The sequence below is a fragment of the Streptomyces sp. NPDC051561 genome, assembly GCF_044454195.1.
Lineage (GTDB): Bacteria > Actinomycetota > Actinomycetes > Streptomycetales > Streptomycetaceae > Streptomyces.
In genome coordinates this window covers 55,170-69,319 of the sequence record NZ_JBITDM010000032.1, presented here as the reverse complement: position 1 = coordinate 69,319, position 14,150 = coordinate 55,170, and the positions used below count along the sequence as shown (strand labels likewise).

Sequence of the window (14,150 nt, the reverse complement as noted above, 5' to 3'; positions counted from 1 at the left end):
GCGCGCGCCTCGCTCCGCGAGGGCGACGCGGAGCCGCTACGCGGCTCTTTCCCGTATCGCTCCGCGATACGGGTTGCCGGTCGGCTCCGCCGCCCTGCATTGCGGCTTCGCCGCATGAATCCGGTTCGCTCCGCGACCCAGGGCCGGCGCTTCGCTCCGGCTGGCCCGATCGCTCCGCGATCCGGCCTTGCAGCCCCCGCTTCGCGGTGGCCTTGGCTGGCTACGGGGAAGGAGGCGGGGCTTGTCGTGGGCCTGCGGCCGAGAGGGGGAAGGAGGAGGGGGACCCCGGGTGGAAAGCCGGGGAAGAAGGGCCGGAAAACCGCCCTATCCGCTGTTGACTTGAGGTTCCACCGTACCAGAACACACCCTCGCTGCACCACCTTCCGCGAACCCTGTGCGTCAAACTGCCTGAGCAGGTAGCCTCTGGGAACAGAGCCCACCCCCGACACCGCCAGGGACGGGTGCCACTGGGAATCTGCACTGCATGACACGGAACATCGTCACGAGAATGACACTAACCACACCTAGGCCCTTTCTGATTCAAAGGAGAAGCGAATGCCCGACGTGAGTTTCTACGGACACGGATACTGCGCGGAATTGCGACACGACATGGGAGTTCGGTCCGGTTGAGAACGGGACAGTCCTGGAGTCTGACCACGAGTGCGTTTCCGTGCAGGACGACGAGTAAAGGGGTCTGGTCATGTCGGTGAATTCGCTTTTCCCGCACCAGAAGGAAGCGGTCGACGCCGTGCTGCGAGTCTTCCAGGTTCCCGCCGGCGGCACGCTGCCGCCCGAGGGAATGCGGGCGCAGGTGATCGCGGCGACCGCGACCGGCAAGACCCGCATCGCCGCCGTGGTCGCCCAACAACTGCGCGCACGACGGGTGTTGGTCCTGGTGCCGTCGCTGGATCTGCTGGTGCAGACGGCGAAGGCGTGGCGGGCGGCGGGCCGTACGGGGGCGATGGTGGGCGCCTGCTCGCTGCGGGCGTCGCAGTCCGAGGGCATTCCGTGCACGACCGTCGCGGCCGAGCTGGCGGAGTGGGTGGAGTCGCTGGAGCAGGTCACGGTGCTCGCGACGTACCAGTCGCTCGGCAAGAAGCTCCTGGAGCGCGCGCACGCGGCCGGGATGGGCACGTGGGACCTGGTGGTGGTCGACGAGGCGCACCGCACCAGCGGGGACGGGCTGAAGCCGTGGGCGTCCGTGCACGACCAGGCGAAGATCCCGGCGGAGCGCCGGCTGTACATGACCGCGACGCCCCGGGTGTGGGAGACCACATTGGACGCGCAGCGCGATGGGCGGGCGGCGCCGCGGCTGATCGCCAGCATGGATCCGGACTCGCCGATCTTCGGGCCGGTGGCTTTCGAGCTGCCGCTCTCGGAGGCGGTGAGCAAAAACCTGGTAGCGCCGTTCCAGGTGGTGGTGGTCAACGTGGACGACCCGGTGCTGCGGATCGCCATGGAGGAGGCCGAGAACGGGTCCGGCGAGCTGCGCGGAACGCGTCTGGCCGCCTTGCAGGCCGGGCTGGTCAAGGCCGCCGCGAAACACCAGATGCGGAAGGTCTTGAGCTTCCACAGCCTCACGGCGGACGCCGAGGCCATGGCGGGCGGCCTCGTCGACGTCGCGGACCGGTTGTGGCGGGACGATCCGGAGACGTTCCACGCGCCGGAGCGGGTGTGGGCGGACTGGCTGTACGGCGAGCACGCCCCCGCCCACAGGCGGGAGATCCTGGAGGAATTCGGCTCCGACGTCATCGACCTTGGGGACGGGGTATATCCGGCGGCATTGCGGGTGCTTTCCTCGGTTCGCGTTTTGGGCGAAGGCGTCGACACAGTGAATTGCGACGCAGTCGCTTTCTGTGACACCCGTGGTTCGATGGTGGACATCGTGCAAATGGTAGGTCGCGCCCTGCGGCTGCGTCCCGGAAAAGAGAAACTGGCCAGTCTCGTCGTCTTCACATTCACTCCGGAAGGCGAAAACGGCAAGGGGAAGCTGTCATCAAAGGGGCATGAACCCCTCGCGAAGATCCTCGCCGCGCTCCGTGCCTACGACGCACGCCTGGTCGAGGCCCTCGCCGATCCCCGTGTGCGCAGCGGGAGTTGGAAGGAAGACGAGGCCGTCGAGACGGGCGGTACGGACGCCGAGGGGGAGGACCAGGAGCAGCAGGAGGTTGCCGAGGACGCTCTCCGGGCGCCGGCGCGGGAGGTGCTGCGGTTCGCGGAGCCGTGGGACCCGGCTGAGCTCGCGCGGTTCGTCAGGTTGCGGGTGATCGAGCCGGAGAACGAGTACTGGAGGCGCGGCATCGAGGCGTCCGTCCAGTACGCCGAGGAGGTCGGCGGCGAAGAGCTCCTGGTGCCGTACGCCTTCGTCACCCCGGACGACTGGATGCCCGGCAACTATCCGCTCGGGGTCTGGCACGCGGACCAGCGCCGGTACTACCGGGCCGGGAAGCTCGATCCCGCCCGCGTCGACGAGCTCGACGAGCTGGGCATGGTCTGGAACCCGCTGGAGCTGGAGGAGGCGTTCGAGGGGTGGCTGGAGTGCGCGCGCAGCTGGACGGCCGTCCACGGGCACTTCCTGCCGCCCGCGACCGCCGTATGGGAGGGACGGCAGTTGGGGGCGTGGGCGAAGAACATGCGGAAGGCCGCCAAGGTCGCGGACACGATCGCCGAGCGTCGCGAGGCCGGTCTGTCTGTGGAGTCGGAGGCCGGGGCGCTGACCGAGACGCGGCGGGATGCGCTGGACGAGATCGATCCCGGGTGGTGCCCGGCGTGGGACACGTCTTGGCAGCGGCGGCTGCGGCTCACCCAGCAGCACCTGAAGAACGGCGGCACCGTGCCCATGGAAGCCGGTGAACTGGTCGTCCAGGGGGAGGACTTGGGGAAGTGGGTGCAGACATGCCGGTACGGCTGGGACGAGCTGGCGTACGCGCAGCAGTACCTCCTGGAAAACGCCCTCGGGCTCGAACCTGCCGGTGAGGGCGAGCGGCCGGTGAAGCGGACGCAGGACGACAAGTGGATGCTCAACCTGCGGGCTGCACAGGCGTTTCACGCCCGCGAGGGGCATCTGCGGGTGCCGAGGACGCATGAGGAGCAGCTCGAGTCCGGTGAGGAAGCGGGAGGCACTCAGGAAGCCGCTGAGGGCTCCGGCTCCATCAAGCTGGGGATGTGGATCGCGAACGTGCGCAAGCGGGCCGACAAGCTCAGCCCGGAGCGGCGGGCCGCGCTGGACGGGATCGGCATGGAGTGGACGGCAAGCACCGCCAGGAGGAGCATGAACGTGACCGTGCACGGGCGCGGTCGTTGAGAGGGCCGGAGCCTCACTCCACCGCGAGGGCCCCGGTGTCCGTCCACCCGGGGCTCTCACTGCCACCGTCCACCCGTACAGCTCGACTCCGGCAACCCACGGGTCAGGGCGGCAGGCTCGTGCCCGTGTAGAAGACGGTCCCGTCGGGCTCTGTGACGGTGAGCTGCGCGACCCCGTCGTCGCCGACTTCCTCAGCTACACCGCCGGCTAGAAGATGCCGAGATGGTCGGCGATCCATTGCCAGGGCGTGTCCGGGGGGCCGATCCAGGGGATACCCAGCCCTGCCAGCAGACCGAGGATTCCTAACAGTGCTCCCGTGACACTGGTGCTGTCGTCGTCTCGAAGTTCGAGCGCCGGGATCGAGAGCAGGAAGGCGAGGAAGGCGGTGGCGGGCACGGCGACGACGAAGTAGATGATCAGTGGTACGACGGATGTTTCGGGGAGGGCTTGGATGCCTGCGGTGAGGATCGCGGTCGCGGTGTAGCCGAGTACCGGAATCAGCAGCAGGCAGCAGACCTTCGCCCAGAAGCGCTGGGCCGCAGTATCGGGCGGCCGAGGGGGAAGCGGTTTGCCGGCCCAGCGGTCGGGGTTGGTGTTGGCCTTGGCCTCTTTGCGGGCTTTGCGGGCCGTTGCTGCATCGTCCAGTCGGCGGTGCCAGATCGGCAGACTGGTGGGATCGAGGTGGGTGATCACGGCGGTGAGGCACTGCCGTGAGGGAAGCCGCGCCCGGGTGAAGGAGTTCGCCTGGTGCTCGGTGGGGGCGAGTGCCAGTAGTTCGGTCCAAGTGGTCTGGTGGGTGCGCAGGAGGTTCTTGAGTTCGGCCCAGAACTCTTTCTCTTCAGGGCTGCCCTTGGCCTCCGGAATCTTGTCGACGGCCAGGTCGGGTGTGTTTTGGCTGGTGGGAGCGTTGTCCGGGTTGTCCGCGGACAATGGGGCGGGGGTTTGGGCCAGGTAGTTGTTCCGGGCCGCCTCCCGGCATTGTTCCCACCAGGGCGCCATAGCGGTGGCGTTGCAGGAGTCCAGGAAGCGGCGGGTGGCTTCTTGGGTGGGCAGGGCTGCTGCTCGTTCGTGGTCGGGGGCTGCCGGATCGGGTTCGGGCAGCAGGAGGGTGTCGTTCGTGTCTTCCCGGCTCTTCGCATGGTCCAAGAGGCCGTGCAGGTCGTCGTGGAAGTCCTCGGGCCGGTAGGCGGCCAGGTCTGCCGACGTACGCGGCGCGGGCAGCAGGGCGCCCACCTCGTCCGCGCGGCCGGTACGCAGTGCCTGGAGCAGTAGGTCGTGCAGGTCGTCGAGAAAGTCAGGGATCTGGTAGTCCGCCAGGGCTGTCCCGGGCCGGGGAAAGTAGGGCCACAGCGCGGCGTGAGGGCTTTCGCCGGGGTGATTGTGCCTGGTGGAAGGATTGTCCGCGGTGCTCGCGGACAACTGGGCAGAGATTTGGAGTGTAGGGGTGTCGGTGCGGGAGAGCAGCGTGCCCTGGAGGACCTGGTGGTCCTTGTCGTGGGCGCTAGGTGGGGCGAGTCCGGTGTGTGCGGCAAGGTCGGCCAAGTCCTGTTCGTGGTCCTGGCGGTCTGCGGTGATCTTGTCCAGAGCGTCGTCGAAGTCGCTCTCCTCGTCACCGAAGGACGCTTCCTCTCTGACAGAGAGAGCCGCGTTCTCGTCGGGGAGCGCTTCGTCGTTGTCACCGAGATAGGCGCTCTGGCGGCGAAGCCGTTCCAGTTCCTGGCGGGCTTCGTGGGCTTCGCGGATGAGGACCTGCTGGGCTTGTTCGGCAGTGAGCCGGTTCTGCTGGGCCAGGGCGAGTTCATGCTCGGTGCGCTCCAGGCGCAGGCGGGCTCGCGCCAGGCGTTCGCCGGCTTCCGCGCGTTCCCGTTCCCGGGCGTTGTCGCGTTCCCTGCTGATTTCGGCGACCTTGGCATGGAGTATTCCGGCCATGGCGCCCAGCACGGTGATGATGCCGCGGGCGTTCTCGGCGTGCTCCTTCGCGCGCATCAGGCGTTCGGTGGTGTCGGTGAGGCGCTCGTGCAGTGCCGCCGTTTCCCGGGCCGCGAGCTGCTTCTCGTCGTGGTGCGCGAGGGACGTCTTGGTGTCCCGGAGCTCTGCGGCGGCGGCGTTCCACAGCTGGTTGGCCCGGAGTGTTCTCGCGGCGAGCAGTTGGCGGTCGGTGCCGCACAGGCTCTGGACGACTTTGGCGAGCTCTGCCTTTTCGATGAGGCTGCTGCCGTTGAGGTATTCGGCCCAGACCGTCTTCTTCACGCTGGGAAACCGGGCGGTGAAGTCCTCCACCTTCTCCAGGCCCCGGCGCTCGCCCAGGTCCAGGAGGAATCTTGCCAGCGCCTCGGCGTCCGGGCCGCACTTGAACGTTCTGCGGCGCCCCACTCGATCATCCCCCCGTTGGTTGTCCGTCGCCATCCGGCGTTGTCCACGCCCCTACCCCGCTGCCACCTGCGGCAACAGGCGTACGGTCGGACGGACAATCAGACCACCGGGCACCTTCGATCTCAACCCGCCCCACACCACGGGCAGTTCGAGACAAGGACCGATCACATGTTCCTCACCACGCTCTGCGACTTCTTCCTCCAGGACGTCCTCGGCAACCTCACCGCCGGACTCCTCACCACCGCCACCGCCTACGCCCTGAACACCCTGCGCCGCCGCCACCGCCTCAATCGGGCAACCGCAGCGGACACCACCGACACCGACACCACGGAAGGAGAACGTGTGCAGTGACGCCCGGCGGGCAGCGCCCTCGCTCTGCCTCCGGCCTCCGCTGGCCCTCTGCCTCTTCCCCGGGCTTTCGGCCGCCCAGTGCCACCAACGGGCGGGGGTGCGGTCGGGCTCGGGGCCGCCGGCCTCCTCGTGGACGACCCGGCCACCGGTCCGCACGACGACGTGCACCGGCTCCTGGGGGCCGAACACCCGGACTTCCCCGTCGCGAGCAGCACCACCCTGGCACTGGAGCGGAAGCCGCCAGGCCAAATGAGACGATTTGAAATGGAAATGGTGCCGGAAGCACGCAGGCCTCCGCTCACCTCCCGGCCTCTGCGCGGCCGAGGTGGCGGACGGGAACGCGGGCACCGACGAGACGCCCGTCGGCGGCGGCTTCGCGCAGGAGACGGGTCCGCGCCTTCTGGTCGCCGGCGGGCAGTCCGGCGAGCCCGATCTTCCCCACGTACAGCACCGTCCACCCGTACAGCTCGACTCCGGCAACCCACGGGTCCGGGGGCAGGATCGTGCCCGTGTAGAAGACGGTCCCGTCGGGCTCAGCGATGGTCAACTGCGCCACTCCGCTGGTGTCCGGGGTGGTGTAGGCGGCTGTCCACCGCTGTGCGTGGGCGGGGGCGTGCCGCAGGCGGCCGACGGGTGAGAACCCTTGGGCCAGGACGTGGGAGGCGAGAACGTCGACGAGATCGCGGGCGTCTGTGGCGACGAGGAAGACCGGGGCTTCGAGCTCCGCGACGAGGGTCGGCAGGACGGCCCCGCCGTGGTCGACCGTGGCGGCGGTCACGCGCATCGCCGCTCCCTGGTCCGGCGCGGCCGGCGGCCCGGCGGGCGTTCGGGGTTCGGGGATTTCCACGATGGTCGACGGGTGGCAGGCGGCATGGGCGTAGCGGATGTGGGCGACCCTGCCACCGATGCGCAGGACGACGTGCACCGGTTCCTCGGGGTCGATCTTCTTCTCGCAGCCGAGGCAGATGGCCTGGTTGAGCGTGACCGCACCGGCCCGGGCGGCGCCGTCCTCCCCCAGTGCGGTACGGACGTCCTCGCTCATACGGATGTCGGTCACCGAATCGCCCTCTCCGGGAGGTCGTGCCCAGTGCGTACGGAGGCGTCCCGCCGCGCCGTGCGGTGCGGCGGGACCCAAGGGACTCACATCCCGAAGTGCCCCTCGGCCCGGGACGCGAGTGTCCGGGCCAACCGGGTAAGGTCCGGCTTCATCTCCGCCAGCTCCTCCTGGTCGGCGAGCCCGACCTGGTGGAGGAACTCGCTGACCTCCGCCAGCATCGTGGCGGCGAGGTCTTCCTCGTCATCGAGGGGCGGGTTGTCGTCGTCCCAGCCGGTGACCGGCTCTTCCACGCTCATGGGGGCCGACCGTAGCCTTCGGCCTCGTTGACCTGGGCGGGTTTCAGAAATCCGAACTCGTCTGAGGCCCTCAACCCGGTGGCGTACCGGCTAAAACGCTCCGCCTCCAGCCGCATTTCGCAGGGGAAACCGCTGGTCAGAGCTGAAACGCTGGTGAAATGCGTTGTCGCGTTTCACCGTGCGTTTCAGTTGGCGTTTCACTCCTCGTCGGCGGTGTGGGTTCGACGGCGTGACGGCACGACGGTCTGCCGTTGTGCCGTCACTGTCGCTCTGAGCTGCTGCGTCGCCGGAAGAACCGGCGGCCTTGGGCCTCTTCTTCGGCGGCGGCCTCCTGGCGCAGCCGCTCTTGCTCCGCCTGGCGGCGTGCCGTCTGTTCGGCGTCGCTGGCCCGCCAGGCGCAGGCCACGCACAGGGTGGGGTGCGGGTCTGCGGGGGTGTTCTCGACTGCCTCCCAGCGGTCGTCGCTGAACGTGTTCTGGCAGGAGGTGCAGCGGGGGCGGCGGGCGTCGCGTTCGGCCTTGCGGCGCTGTTCCTCGCGCTGTTCGGCGTCCCGGACGGCTTCTTCTTCGCGGCGGCGGGCGAGGTAGGCGTCCCGGTGGGGGTTGCCGACGGCGTGGTGGAGGGTCTGGTGGCCGGTCCGGCCGAAGCGGCGGAAGACCTGTCCGGCGGGGCCGTGTGCGCGGAGCTTGTCGAAGTCGACGGTGACGATGGGGAGTTTCTGGTCGTACGAGAAGTGCTGGTGGCGTTCGTGGCCTGCCCAGTGCCGCCAGGTGAGCTTCTCCAGGGCTGGGATGACGGTGTCGGGGTTGCGTGCCCCGAGCCGGTTGAAGACGAACAGCAGGGGCGGGAGCGGGTTCTCCCCGTACTCCGGGTCGGGCACCGCCCACCGGGTGCGCCACATCGGCTGCAGCGTCTCGTAGGCCTCGCGGCCGCCGACGAACACGATGGCGGGCTGTGGGTCGCAGTTGTCCCATAATTTGCGCAGGAACTCGAAATTTTCCCTCCGGTACTGCTGGGCCTCGTCGCACACGATCACATACGGGCGCCGGGGCAGGGCTTCGCGCAGCAGCTTGTCGAACGCGGTCGCGGTGCCGGGCATCTTGCAGTTGAGCCGCATCTGGTGGAACAACTCCTCGCGCAGGTCCTTCGGCCCGGGGCGGGAGCGGGCGAAGTCGAGCGGGAGGATGAGGTCCGGGTTCATCTCCTGGATCGTGGCGCGGGTGGAGAAGCTCTTGCCGAGTCCGGGGTCGCCGTAGATCACGGACATGGCCTTCGACTCGACGGTGTCGATGACGGTGTCTTTGATCTGCAGCAGGTTCGCTGTGGGGACCAGCGTGGAGTCCTTGAGGCCCAGGAAGTGCTGGGGGCGTATATCGGGGCGGCGCCTCGATGCCTCGCCCGGCGATGCGGTGGCCGGCTGGCGGTGCTGGGGAATGTGCTTGCGTTTGGGGGCAGTTGTCATGAGGCGTCATCCTTGGGTGCGGTGTCGGCTGGGGGCGGGGAGTGGCGTTGCCACGCAGCCGGAATCGGGGTCAGAGGCCGGTAGGGCTGTGCCCGCCGGCGAGGCGGCGGGGGCGCAGTGGTGCCTTCGAGTTCGGCGCGGGCCTCCTGCTCGGTCATCCGCAGGGCGCGGACAGGAATCTCGGGCTGGGTGGAGGGCAGGTGGCGCTCGTGCCGACGCTCGCCGGAGCGCTTCAAGGCCTGGCGCAGGGCCTTGCTGTGCTCGTCGCGTTCGAGGAGCACCTTGGCGCGCAGTTCCTCGCTGGCTTCGTTGCTGAGGAAGGCCCGGCCGAGGTAACGGTTGCCGCGGAAGGTGTACAGGTCGATTGGGCTTTCCCCCGCGAGAGCTCCGCGACCTGCAACTCCGCATCCGTACCGAGCAACAGACACCCGAGTGGAAGGCCCGCTATGCGGTCCGCTCCGGAGTGGAGGGCACGGTCAACGAGTTTGCCCACGGTCACGGCATGCGGCGCTGCCGCTACCGGGGGCAGGGGAAGGCCCACATCCAGCACGTCCTGACTGCCATCGCCGTCAACATCGAGCGGCTCAGCGGACTGTCCCCGACCGAGGAAACCCCCGCGCCCCGCCGACCGACCGCCTTCCAGGGCTACCTCGACCGACGGGAGAATCCCCGGCTGAAATCCTGGCGCACCCTGGGTAGTTGACATCGGCGACTCCAAGATCCCCGACAGAGTCAAGCTCAGCCAGCCATAGGTCCGTTCCACCGCCCAGCGTTTCGGAATCGGCGTGAACCCTCTCGCTCCTGGCTCCCGTTGAACGATTTCTAGGTCGATGCCAAGAGTGGCGGCGTGGTCGACGAAGTCGTCGGCATGCTCAACGGCCTGCTGGCGGACTGCCCCTGGTCGTCGGCATCTCCGCCGCGAACGTCCACGACAGCCTCGCACTGAAGCCCATGGTCGCCGGTCACCAAACGCGACACGACCCCCACCGCGGTCGGCACTTCGAGCCCCAGCGGCTGCACGCGGACAAAGCCTATGACGTGCCCCACCTGCGTAAATGGTTATGGGGCAAGCACATCGGCGTCCGCATCGCCCGCAAGGGCATCGAGTCCAGCGAACGACTCGGCCGACGCAGGTGGGTTATCGAGCACACGATGTCGTGGTTGTCCGGCTACCACCGGCTCAGCCCACGTTACGAGCGCCAACCCTCCAACTACCTGGCATTTCTCGGCCTCGCCGCAGCCCTCTGCTGCTACAAACGATTCGTCCGACTCATCAGATAGGACACCGTCTTAACCAGCACGGACAGAGATTTCGACTGGCGCACCGTCCGGCTCGACCTCCCCCTCCGCCGCCGACAACTCCGCCAGCACCTTCGCAACGGCCTGGGAAAACCGGGTGTGGAACATCCACGATTTGCCGTTATGTCGCATTTCATTCCCCCCCAGGATCCTGCAAATCCAAGAAGCCCGCCTCCCTCTCCGGCTGGGCCGTGATCAAATAAATGTGCCTGAGGCACGCGTAACTCGCGACATCAAGCCGCAAAGGACACGGGGGAAAAATCTTCATGGAAGATCGTCCGAGAAATGCTGAATGTCTACCAGTCAGTCACCGCGACGCCTCACCAGATGTCTCCGGGTTTTCCATCCCGCATACCGGCGCAGCCCTCCGCACGATGGAGCAGCGCTCAACAAGGGCGGCATCGGGGAGATCGGGATTCACGCCTGTTGGGTTTCAGCGACCCCAGCGACACATTCCACACTGCGGCTTAACCGGCATGCCCGGATATCTCATCCCCATCACCGAAGCCCTACTGTCAGGGCAGACGGATGAAGCAGCCAGCCGGAAGCTGGACATCTCACCGCGAACGTACAGCCGGCGTGTTGCGGAACTACTCGAGCACCTGAAAGTGAGCACCAGGTTCCAGGGCGGGGCGGAGCTAATGCGCCGATGCCAACCCGGCTGCCAGCACAGGGCAATGGGAGCAATTCGGCCGTGATGGGCCAAATGGGACGCACGACGGGCACAGGTGCCACTGCAGAAGATTCGCCAGGATCTGCCCCTGAGACCAAGAAAGCTGACTATGGACTTCAGCCTCCTCTATTTCGTCAATCGCGAGACTGTAGACGCCTCGCGGGAATATGAGCTCCTGTTCGAGACCGCAGAATTCGCCGATCAGCATGATTTTACGGCGGTGTGGCTTCCTGAGCGACACTTCCACCCATTTGGTGGAGCGTATCCGAATCCTGCACTTGCCGCCGCAGCAGTCGCCATGAGGACGCACAGAGTACGGCTGAGGGCCGGCAGTGTCGTCATGCCATTGCATGACCCGTTGTCTGTCGTCGAGGACTGGTCCTTCGTGGACAACGTCTCCCGCGGGCGGGTCGACATGGCCCTGGCCACCGGATGGAACCCCAACGACTTCGTCCTGGCTCCGGAGCGTTACGAAATGCGCAGAGATTACACATTCGAGGCGATGGGCGAGATAAGAGATCTATGGGCGGGAAAGAAGGTGAGGCGGCGTAACGGACAAGGGGAGGAGGTGGAGGTATCGACGTACCCCCGGCCGGTGCAGCCGGAACCCCGCCTCTGGTTCACCTGCTCCTCGAACCCGGAATCGTATGAGGAAGCGGGGGCCCGCGGCCTCAACGTCCTCACCGCCCTCCTTTTCCAAAGCGCCGACGAACTGGCCGCGAACATCGAGAACTACCGAACCGCCCGCGAGCGGAACGGGCATGACCCCGCCACCGGCGTGGTCACCCTGATGCTGCACACGTTCGTAGGGGAAAGCGACGCCGCCGTCAAGGAGCTGGTGCGGCAGCCCTTCATCGCCTATCTCCTCTCTTCCATCGACCTATGGAAGTCACGGTGGAACAACCTCGGCAGGAGCCATCCAGAGCGAATGGCCAACATGGCCTTCGAGCGATACTTCCACCGGGCCGCGCTGTTCGGGTCCGTCGAGAGGTGTACGGCGTTCGCTCGCGATCTCCGGGCCGCCGGGGTGGACGAGATCGCCTCCTTGGTGGATTTCGGGGCCCCCGATTCCGAGGTGCTCGCCATGCTTCCCCACCTCAACGAGGTACGGCTCAATCTTCGGACACAAACCCTCAGGGGGTAGTCGGAGCGTGATCGTCGCGGCTGCTGGTGACGGCCTCAGATTCTGGTCGGGCGCGAGGCAGTTATTGAGCTTTTTCAGCGGTGCTGCTCCAGGGTGAGGACGGCCTTGGCGATTGACGTCATTCGATTCGGGCTGCAGCGTGATCTGCGGAAGATGCGCCAGGTCTTGAGCCGTGCCATGCCGCTTTCGACAGGTGCTCTTGCTCCGGCCAGGGCTCGGTTGACGGTGCGTTCGGTCGCGGTCAGTTCTCCGCCGGGCGGTCGCTTCTTCCCGGTGGTCACCCACGGTCCGGCACCTTGGTAGGCACGGTCGGCGAGGACGGGAACCCCCTGCCGGGTGCAGATCTTACCGGCCGGGTCAGTGACGACCTGCACGTTCACGCCGTGGCGGCGGTGCTTGGCGGAGTAGTCGGCCGTGCTGTCGCCAACGCGGTCGCACTCCGCCAGGGTGCCGTCCAGCAGGACATAGTCCGGATCGTTCGAGCGCAGGACCTTCAGCAGGCCCGGGGCGTTCGGCAAGCAGAGCGATGACGGCGCAGGTGTAGGTGTGGGCGGTGCCGACGGAGATGCCGAAGCCGCCGGCTATCTGCGCAAGTGTGTCGTGCTTGCGTAGGTACACCAGGCCGACCAGCGCGCGCTGGTGCGGAGGGAGCTTGCAGCGGCGGTCACCCTCGCGGGTGAGGTGATCCCTTTGGTGTGGACACACCTGACAATGGATCTTGTTGATCCTGGAAGGTGTAGAGCACGTGGCAAGGCCCTCGAAGTACAGTGCGGAGTTCCGGTCCGACGCGATCGCGTTGTGGCGGGCTTCGGCCGGCCGGCGGACGTTCAGGGACGTCGCGGCCGATCTGAACGTCAACCCCGAGACGCTGCGGACCTGGGTGCGTGACGCAGACGGCCGTCCGGCCGCGGCCGGCGCGCCGCAGGACACCGAGGCCGAGCTGACCCGGCTGAGAGCGGAGAATGCCCGGCTGGCCAAGGCCGAGAAGTAATGGCAGCTCGAGCGGGAGATCCTGCGACGGGCGGCCGCCTATTTCGCCCGGGAGATGAAGTGAAGACCGCCGCTTGGGACTTTGTCTCCGCCCACGCCGGGATCTTCGGCATCAAGCGGATATGCCGGACGCTGGAGGTCTCCCGTTCGGGCTACTACCGGTGGATCGCCGGCGCCGAGGTTCGGGCCGCCCGGCAGGTGGGCGAGGACGCCCTGGTCGCCGAGATCCGCGATATCTACGCCGAACACCATGGCAACTACGGGGCACTTCGCGTCCGTGCCGAACTACGCAGCTTCGGTCACACGGTGAACCGCAAGCGGGTCGCACGGCTGATGCGCAAGCACCAGATCGTCGGCCGCCACCTGCGCAAGAAGAAGCGCACGACCGTTTCGGACCGGCTCGCGCCGCCGGTGCCCGACTTGGTCCAGCGGGACTTCACCGCTGGCACGCTGGATGAGAAGTGGTGCGGCGACATCACATACGTGCAGGTCGGAGCCACATGGCTCTACCTTGCCTGCGTCATCGACATCCGCTCTCGCCGGGTACTCGGCTACTCGATGGCCCCGCACATGCGCGCCGGACTCGTCATCGACGCGCTCCAGGCCGCGATCGCGGCCCGTGGGGGTGACGTCACCGGAGTGATCTTCCACGCGGACCGCAGATCGCAATATACGTCCGCCGCGTTCGCCCAGGTATGCGACCAATACGGCATCCGTAGAAGCATGGGCAGAGTCGGCTCGAGTTACGACAACGCCCTCGCCGAGAGCTTCTGGCAGGGCCTGAAACGAGAAACGATGAACGGGAGGCTGTTCTCGACGATGCGGCAGGCGAGGCTGGCGATCTTCGAGTGGCTCATCTACTACAACGCCCGCCGCCACAGCGCGCTCGGCTCCGGGGGTCACCTCAAACAGGTCCGCGCCAGCGTCGAGCACACCTTCGCCCGCATGAAGACCTGGAAGATCCTCTGAGACTGCCGCCTCAAAGGCGACGGCGTCCACCACGCCATGCTCGGCATCGCCCGGATGCACAACCTCACCCTCGCCGGATAGCCAGACGCACCACACTCGACGAGACCCCTGCCCCGCCAACCCGAAGATCATTTACGGGACAACCCGTAGCCTTACGAAAATCCACCACGCCAACCAGGCCCGGGCGCGCGGATCAAGGACCTGAGGTACGCAGCTGCGCGCCGCCGCATGG

At 67.3% G+C, this 14,150-nt stretch carries 9 protein-coding genes and 5 pseudogenes; 7 read left to right on the top strand and 7 right to left on the bottom strand.

The features are described from left to right. Positions 1–700 precede the first annotated feature (700 nt). Complete coding sequence (locus tag ACIA73_RS38435) at positions 701–3,304, top strand: Helicase associated domain protein (protein WP_399443627.1); 2,604 nt, start codon at positions 701–703, stop codon at positions 3,302–3,304. A 207-nt stretch (positions 3,305–3,511) separates the two neighbouring features. Here ACIA73_RS38435 and ACIA73_RS38430 read toward each other — a convergent pair whose 3' ends face one another. Beyond that, complete coding sequence (locus ACIA73_RS38430; RefSeq protein WP_399443626.1) at positions 3,512–5,677, bottom strand: hypothetical protein; 2,166 nt, start codon at positions 5,675–5,677, stop codon at positions 3,512–3,514. Positions 5,678–5,845: 168 nt separating this feature from the next. On the opposite strand from ACIA73_RS38430, the gene ACIA73_RS38425 reads away from it, so the two are divergent. After that, positions 5,846–6,028: a hypothetical protein gene (locus ACIA73_RS38425; protein ID WP_399443625.1), complete on the top strand. Its 183-nt coding sequence runs from the start codon at positions 5,846–5,848 to the stop codon at positions 6,026–6,028. Between the two features lie 298 nt (positions 6,029–6,326). Here ACIA73_RS38425 and ACIA73_RS38420 read toward each other — a convergent pair whose 3' ends face one another. From ACIA73_RS38420 to ACIA73_RS38405, 4 genes are all read right to left on the bottom strand, one after another. After that, positions 6,327–7,085, bottom strand: a complete 759-nt coding sequence (locus tag ACIA73_RS38420; RefSeq protein WP_399443624.1) for a hypothetical protein — start codon at positions 7,083–7,085, stop codon at positions 6,327–6,329. 83 nt (positions 7,086–7,168) lie between these two features. Beyond that, positions 7,169–7,381 (bottom strand): hypothetical protein, encoded by a 213-nt coding sequence (locus ACIA73_RS38415; protein ID WP_399443623.1) that lies wholly within the window; start codon positions 7,379–7,381, stop codon positions 7,169–7,171. 259 nt (positions 7,382–7,640) lie between these two features. Further along, the gene (locus tag ACIA73_RS38410) at positions 7,641–8,843 is read right to left on the bottom strand and encodes an ATP-binding protein (protein ID WP_399443622.1); all 1,203 of its coding nucleotides are present in this window, start codon (positions 8,841–8,843) and stop codon (positions 7,641–7,643) included. Further along, the gene (locus ACIA73_RS38405; RefSeq protein ID WP_399443621.1) at positions 8,840–9,124 is read right to left on the bottom strand and encodes a hypothetical protein; all 285 of its coding nucleotides are present in this window, start codon (positions 9,122–9,124) and stop codon (positions 8,840–8,842) included. Before ACIA73_RS38405 ends, ACIA73_RS38410 begins: the two co-directional genes overlap by 4 nt. Before the next feature lie 83 nt (positions 9,125–9,207). Between ACIA73_RS38405 and ACIA73_RS38400 the strand changes: the two genes are divergently transcribed. Continuing rightward, positions 9,208–9,546 (top strand): transposase, encoded by a 339-nt coding sequence (locus tag ACIA73_RS38400; RefSeq protein WP_399443620.1) that lies wholly within the window; start codon positions 9,208–9,210, stop codon positions 9,544–9,546. A 30-nt stretch (positions 9,547–9,576) separates the two neighbouring features. Here the strand turns inward: ACIA73_RS38400 and ACIA73_RS38395 are convergent. Beyond that, positions 9,577–9,699, bottom strand: a pseudogene (locus ACIA73_RS38395) (IS5/IS1182 family transposase); the annotation flags it as partial. Positions 9,700–9,725: 26 nt separating this feature from the next. Between ACIA73_RS38395 and ACIA73_RS38390 the strand changes: the two are divergent. Further along, a pseudogene (locus tag ACIA73_RS38390) lies at positions 9,726–10,124 on the top strand (transposase); the annotation flags it as partial. 800 nt (positions 10,125–10,924) lie between these two features. Then, positions 10,925–11,959 (top strand): MupA/Atu3671 family FMN-dependent luciferase-like monooxygenase, encoded by a 1,035-nt coding sequence (locus tag ACIA73_RS38385; protein WP_399443619.1) that lies wholly within the window; start codon positions 10,925–10,927, stop codon positions 11,957–11,959. 74 nt (positions 11,960–12,033) lie between these two features. On the opposite strand, the pseudogene ACIA73_RS38380 reads toward ACIA73_RS38385, so the two are convergent. Further along, positions 12,034–12,685, bottom strand: a pseudogene (locus ACIA73_RS38380) (transposase family protein). A 19-nt stretch (positions 12,686–12,704) separates the two neighbouring features. Between ACIA73_RS38380 and ACIA73_RS38375 the strand changes: the two are divergent. Further along, a pseudogene (locus ACIA73_RS38375) lies at positions 12,705–13,840 on the top strand (IS3 family transposase); the annotation flags it as partial. Positions 13,841–13,855: 15 nt separating this feature from the next. Next, a pseudogene (locus ACIA73_RS38370) lies at positions 13,856–13,999 on the top strand (transposase); the annotation flags it as partial. Between the last annotated feature and the right edge of the window lie 151 nt (positions 14,000–14,150).

Coding starts and splice junctions, on each gene's coding strand:
- ACIA73_RS38435 (WP_399443627.1), top strand. CDS start 701: ATGTCGGTGAATTCGCTTTTCCCGCACCAGAAGGAAGCGGTCGACGCC.
- ACIA73_RS38425 (WP_399443625.1), top strand. CDS start 5,846: ATGTTCCTCACCACGCTCTGCGACTTCTTCCTCCAGGACGTCCTCGGC.
- ACIA73_RS38415 (WP_399443623.1), bottom strand. CDS start 7,381: ATGAGCGTGGAAGAGCCGGTCACCGGCTGGGACGACGACAACCCGCCC.
- ACIA73_RS38410 (WP_399443622.1), bottom strand. CDS start 8,843: ATGACAACTGCCCCCAAACGCAAGCACATTCCCCAGCACCGCCAGCCG.
- ACIA73_RS38385 (WP_399443619.1), top strand. CDS start 10,925: ATGGACTTCAGCCTCCTCTATTTCGTCAATCGCGAGACTGTAGACGCC.